Source organism: Acetobacter sp. (assembly GCF_047721705.1).
GTDB lineage: Bacteria > Pseudomonadota > Alphaproteobacteria > Acetobacterales > Acetobacteraceae > Acetobacter.
Genome location: NZ_JBDNXK010000137.1, coordinates 1 through 5,101, shown reverse-complemented (window position 1 = coordinate 5,101; position 5,101 = coordinate 1). Strand labels below are relative to the sequence as shown.

General features: G+C 53.4%; 3 protein-coding genes and 1 pseudogene. All 4 read left to right on the top strand.

Going from position 1 to position 5,101, the window contains the following annotated elements; all coding sequences use genetic code 11:
- The coding region (locus ABF824_RS15325; RefSeq protein ID WP_415489849.1) for a molybdopterin cofactor-binding domain-containing protein at positions 1-1,109 on the top strand (1,109 nt) is incomplete at its 5' end.
- A gap of 15 nt (positions 1,110-1,124) precedes the next feature.
- The gene (gene xdhC, locus ABF824_RS15320; RefSeq protein ID WP_415489848.1) at positions 1,125-1,997 is read left to right on the top strand and encodes a xanthine dehydrogenase accessory protein XdhC; all 873 of its coding nucleotides are present in this window, start codon (positions 1,125-1,127) and stop codon (positions 1,995-1,997) included.
- 492 nt (positions 1,998-2,489) lie between these two features.
- Positions 2,490-4,835 carry a TonB-dependent receptor gene (locus tag ABF824_RS15315; protein ID WP_415489847.1) on the top strand — a complete coding sequence of 782 codons (2,346 nt, stop codon included), beginning with the start codon at positions 2,490-2,492 and terminating at the stop codon, positions 4,833-4,835.
- A gap of 52 nt (positions 4,836-4,887) precedes the next feature.
- Positions 4,888-5,101, top strand: a pseudogene (locus ABF824_RS15310) (8-oxoguanine deaminase); the annotation flags it as partial.

The window sequence follows — 5,101 nt, the reverse complement described above, 5'->3', positions numbered from 1 at the left end:
CTTATGAAATCATGACGCAACTTGCTGAAGAGTGCGATTATCGTACGCGCAGTGAAGAAATCAGGGCGTTCAACCGGAAGAGCCCCTACATTCGTCGCGGCATTGCCCTCACGCCAGTTAAATTTGGAATTTCCTTTACCGCGACACACTATAATCAGGCTGGCGCACTGGTGCATGTCTACACGGATGGTTCCGTGCAGGTAAATCATGGCGGCACGGAAATGGGGCAGGGGCTGCACACGAAGATGGTGCAGGTCGTCATGCGGGAATTCGGTCTGCGAGAGGATCGGGTTCGCATTACCGCAACCACGACCGGGAAGGTTCCGAATACTTCCGCTACGGCAGCCTCAAGCGGCGCGGACCTGAACGGCATGGCGGTGCTGGACGCCTCGCGCAAGATCAAGGACAGGTTGATAGAGTTTGCTGCGGAACGCTGGCAGGTTTCAAAGGATGCAGTCTGGTTTGGCCCTGAAGGCGTGCGGGTCGGTAAGGAAACAGTCGCATTCGCCGATCTGGTAAAAGCGGCTTATATGGCCCGAGTTTCCCTTTCATCCTCCGGTTTTTACAAGACACCGAAAATCTCATGGGATGCACAAATGGGGCGTGGTCGGCCGTTCTACTATTTCGCTTACGGCGCGGCCTGCGCGGAAGTCGCGGTCGATCTGCTGACGGGTGAAAACAGGATCGAACGCGTCGATATCCTGCATGATGCGGGGCAATCCCTGAATCCGGTTCTGGATATCGGGCAGATAGAAGGCGCATTCGTTCAAGGGGCTGGCTGGCTCACTATGGAAGAACTGGTGTGGGACGATAAAGGGCGTCTACGCACCCATGCTCCCAGCACCTACAAAATACCCGGATGTTCCGACCGTCCACGCATTTTCAACGTTAAACTGCTGGAACAGGCACCCAATCAGGAAGAAACTATTTTCCGATCGAAAGCTGTTGGGGAGCCGCCATTCGTTCATGGACTTGCCGTTCTTCACGCCATTTCCGATGCGATCGCCAGTGAAGCGGATTATCGTATCTGCCCACGACTGGATGCACCGGCCACTCCGGAGATGATTTTGCGCACGGTGGAACGCCTGCGGCGGGAAGCTAATGCCTAATCGTGTGAGGTGCGCATGGAAGATATTGGAAAATATCTGCGGCAGTGGCGCTCGGCACGGACTCCTCTTGTTGCAGTAACGCTCACGGATGTCCGAGGGTCTACGCCACGTGAGGCGGGGGCTCTGATGCTGGTGGGGGAGAACTTTCTTGCCGGCACCGTCGGGGGCGGCGCCCTGGAGCACGAATGCGTGGCGCTCGCCCGCGATATGCTCAGGCGGCACGAAACGCTTCGTGCGCATGAATTCGTACTGGGGGGTAATAACATAAGCCAATGCTGTGGCGGCAGGGCGTATGTCCGTTTGGAAAGAGTGACTGATGCTTTGGCGTTCAGGTTGGAACAGGCCATTGCTGATGAGAAAAAAGAACGTCCCACGCTGCTTATGTTCGGGGCAGGCCACGTGGGACGTGCGCTTGCGCAAACGCTGTCATTCCTACCGGTGAGGCTGATATGGATCGATAGCCGTGCTGCTGAATTTGGTGCCATTCCACCGGATGTCGATGTCCGTATTACAGGAAACTGGGAGGCCGTTCTGGAAGAAGCGCCGGCTGGTGCGGGTGTGCTGGTTTTGACGCCCGATCACGCGCTTGACGCCCTGATCGTTGAGGCCGCTCTGCTGCGTGGTGATCTGGCTTATGTCGGGCTGATCGGATCCCTGACGAAGCGTCGGCGTTTTGAAGCCAGTTTTCGGGAACTGGGCATATCTGAGGATCGGCTTGATTCACTTGTCTGTCCCATCGGAAATCGTGGGGTGAGGGACAAGCGGCCCGAGGTGATTGCGGCTCTTGTGACCGCGGAAGTCGTGGAACGGCTGTTGCATTCGCCGCTGCTGAAGAATGAGAAAAAATCTGCTTCCCTGTTGCCTGAAAGCAACGAGTTTTTTTGCTGAAATTCCGAATGTGCTGGTTAGGTTATTTTTATCACAGGGCGGAACAAAAAAAGAGACGGCCGATCGAACCGCGCAATGTGATTCTTGGGTAATCTAATACTGCTGAAAAGAGATCTGGTTAATTGTTTCTTTGTGTTGATGATCCATAAAATAATATGCATTATCAATAGAATAAGTTTTATCTTTCTCCGTGATCCTCTCTTTTCATCAGCTAAAATATCGTTACACATTTCGCCGAAAAGCTGCTTTCTCACCGCTCTAAAAACGGCAACGAAAAAATGTCTTTTTTTGTTTTTGAGAGAAAGGGTGAAATGCGTATATATCGCTATCGTATCGTTTGTTTGAGTGTGGTGAACAGAGTGTAACAGTGATGCAAAAGCCTTCAGGTGGGCCAGCGCAGTTTTCGGAGCATCCGCTTCTGAAATGCCGGTTTAGCAAAAAGGCTGTTCCTTCCCGCGCTATTGTCTGGCTTCCCTGATGAGGAAACGTCTTATGCCGCTCCCGGTTGTTACACCCTTCGGTTCTGCTATTTCCCGCGTGACATATCGTCAGCGTCTCGCCATGCTGTCGTGTCTGGTAGGTGCGGTTGGTTTCTCTGTTGCTGCTTCTGATGCCAAGGCCGCGCAGGCCGCGGCATCGAATGCCAAGAAAGCCACGGCATCGACTTCCCACGTCTCTTCCAGCAAACAGGCTGCCCCGGCGAAAAAGCCTGCGAGTTCTTTGCAGGCGCGGGGCGTTGAAGAGATTTCCGTCGGGTCTTCCCGCCGCCAGAGAAGCGGCGGCGGCGGTATGATGCGTGTTGAAACCGCGCCTCACTCTGTTCAGACGGTCACCAAGGAATATATCGAGACGCGTAGCCCCGTCTCAACCGCGCTGGATCTGGTGCAGATGATGCCGAGCGTGAACATTACGTCCCCGGATACATCCGGTATGCAGGGTGGGCAGGTTCAGTCGCGTGGTTTTACCGATCGCGACATGGGAATCATGCTGGACGACGTGAATGCCGGACAGGCCAAGTATCTCGCGGAAATCATTGACTCGGAAAACGTCGAAGAAGTGAGCATGACGCCGGGCAGTGCTTCGCGTGACCTTCCTGTTGTTTCGGCGGCTGCTGGTATTGTCAACTCCCGCTCTTACCTGCCTTCCCACAAGATGGGAGGCGTCACCGACTTCTCTTACGGCACCAACAATCTGTCCCGCCAGTTCATCCGTCTTGAGTCGGGCGATATCGGTAATACAGGCGTAAGAGGGTATTTCTCTTTCTCGCATGCGCATGCGCGAAGCTGGATGGGCTCGGGTATCAACGAACGTCGCCATATCGATTTCGGTCTGCGCAAGGACTGGAAAAACGGTTCCAACGCCAATCTGTTTGTTTCATGGAACCAGTCTGACTGGACGATCGACAACTACCCGACGGAATCTCAGTTCCTCAACTACAAGCACACGGGAGAAGGCTGGGGACGGTCGTCTCACCCGGATAATGCGAACTACTGGAAGAACAATTTCAATCATTGGAACCAGATCTTCCTCAGTGCGCCAATTCATATCGTGCTGAATGACAAGTTGACGTTCCATCTGCACCCGTATCTGACCTACGGTCAGGGTTGGAGTGCTGCACCAACGGCGCAGCAGCCTGATGCGATGGGTAATCCGCAGAACGCCGTGTCATATTTCCAGGAACATGGCGACCGGGTTGTCGGTGTGACAGCTTCACTGGGCTATGACATTGACCGTCATAATCATCTGTCTTTCGGTTACTGGTATAATAACAGTGAGACAGACCGCAGCTATCCGACCAGCTTTGTGATGCCGGGCGGCGGTGCGCCCAGCCCGAACTGGGGCAAATATCGCACTGATCTTGGTGACAGACAGGTCGCCGGTTACGAGACGCATTCCCTGTTCATTCAGGATACGGCGAAATACCTGAACGACAAGCTTGTCATCAATGCTGGCTTCAAATTCGTTATGGTGAATGCGTGGAACCACGATTACTACGGTAGACAGGGGCGGAATTCGACCGAGCCACTGCCACAGCTTTCGATCGGCTATAACATCGATAGCCAGAATCAGGTTTATGTGAATGCCGAGGGTGATTACCGTCAGCCGACGGAAAACGACATGGGTTGGCTCTACACCAATGTGCCGATCCTGAAAAACCAGTATTCCATCAAGGAAGAACTGGGGTATCGTCATCACAACAAGTATTTCATGTTTGATCTTTCGCTGTTCAACTACAACGTGACCAATCGTGTTGTTGATGAATATATCGGCATGAACAACTACCGGCCGTTCTCGATCGGCAGCCAGACCATGCGTGGTTTTGATGCCATGATTGCCGGACGTGAGTTCTACGGTTTCAGCCCATACGCATCCGTCGAGTATCTGCACGCGACGCAGGACAGCAACGTCTATGATCCTTATCAGAACGTCATGCTGCATTCCAAAGGCACGCAGGCCATCATGGCGCCGCGCGTTATGGCCAACTTCGGTCTGACCTATAAATATCAGGGCTTTTTCGCGAATGCAGGCGTACATTACACCGGGCCGCAGTCTGTCAGCATTGCCGGTGATCAGCGTATCCCGGGGTATGTCACCGACAATCTGTCTGTTGGCTATCATTTCAAGCCGGTCAGCTTTCTACAGTCACCGACCATCCGCCTGAACTTCACCAATCTCACAAGCTCGATTGTCCGGACTGCTGCGATGGGCGCTGTCTACAGCGCCAAGGACGGAGCGACGGCTTATGTCGGCAGCAATGCTCCAGCGACGGCTTACGGAAACGTCTTCATGGTTCAGCCGCGTTTTTCCATGACAGGAACGGTCTCCACATCGTTCTGACCCTTTCGCCTCTCTCCAGTATTTCAGGAGAGAGGCTCAGGTGCTTTCATATATGCAACAAAGTATTCTGCTGAAAAATGCTTTGCGTCTTGTCACCATGGATGATGACAGACGTGAATTGGAGAATGGCTGGATTTTCGTAGAAGGCCGGAAAATCAGCGCGATTGGCGGCAGTGACGATCCTTTTCCCGATGCTTCACAGGTATATGACATGAGTGGTCATGTCGTCATGCCGGGAATGGTCAACACACACCATCATATGTACC

Coding starts and splice junctions, on each gene's coding strand:
- ABF824_RS15315 (WP_415489847.1), top strand. CDS start 2,490: ATGCCGCTCCCGGTTGTTACACCCTTCGGTTCTGCTATTTCCCGCGTG.
- xdhC (WP_415489848.1), top strand. CDS start 1,125: ATGGAAGATATTGGAAAATATCTGCGGCAGTGGCGCTCGGCACGGACT.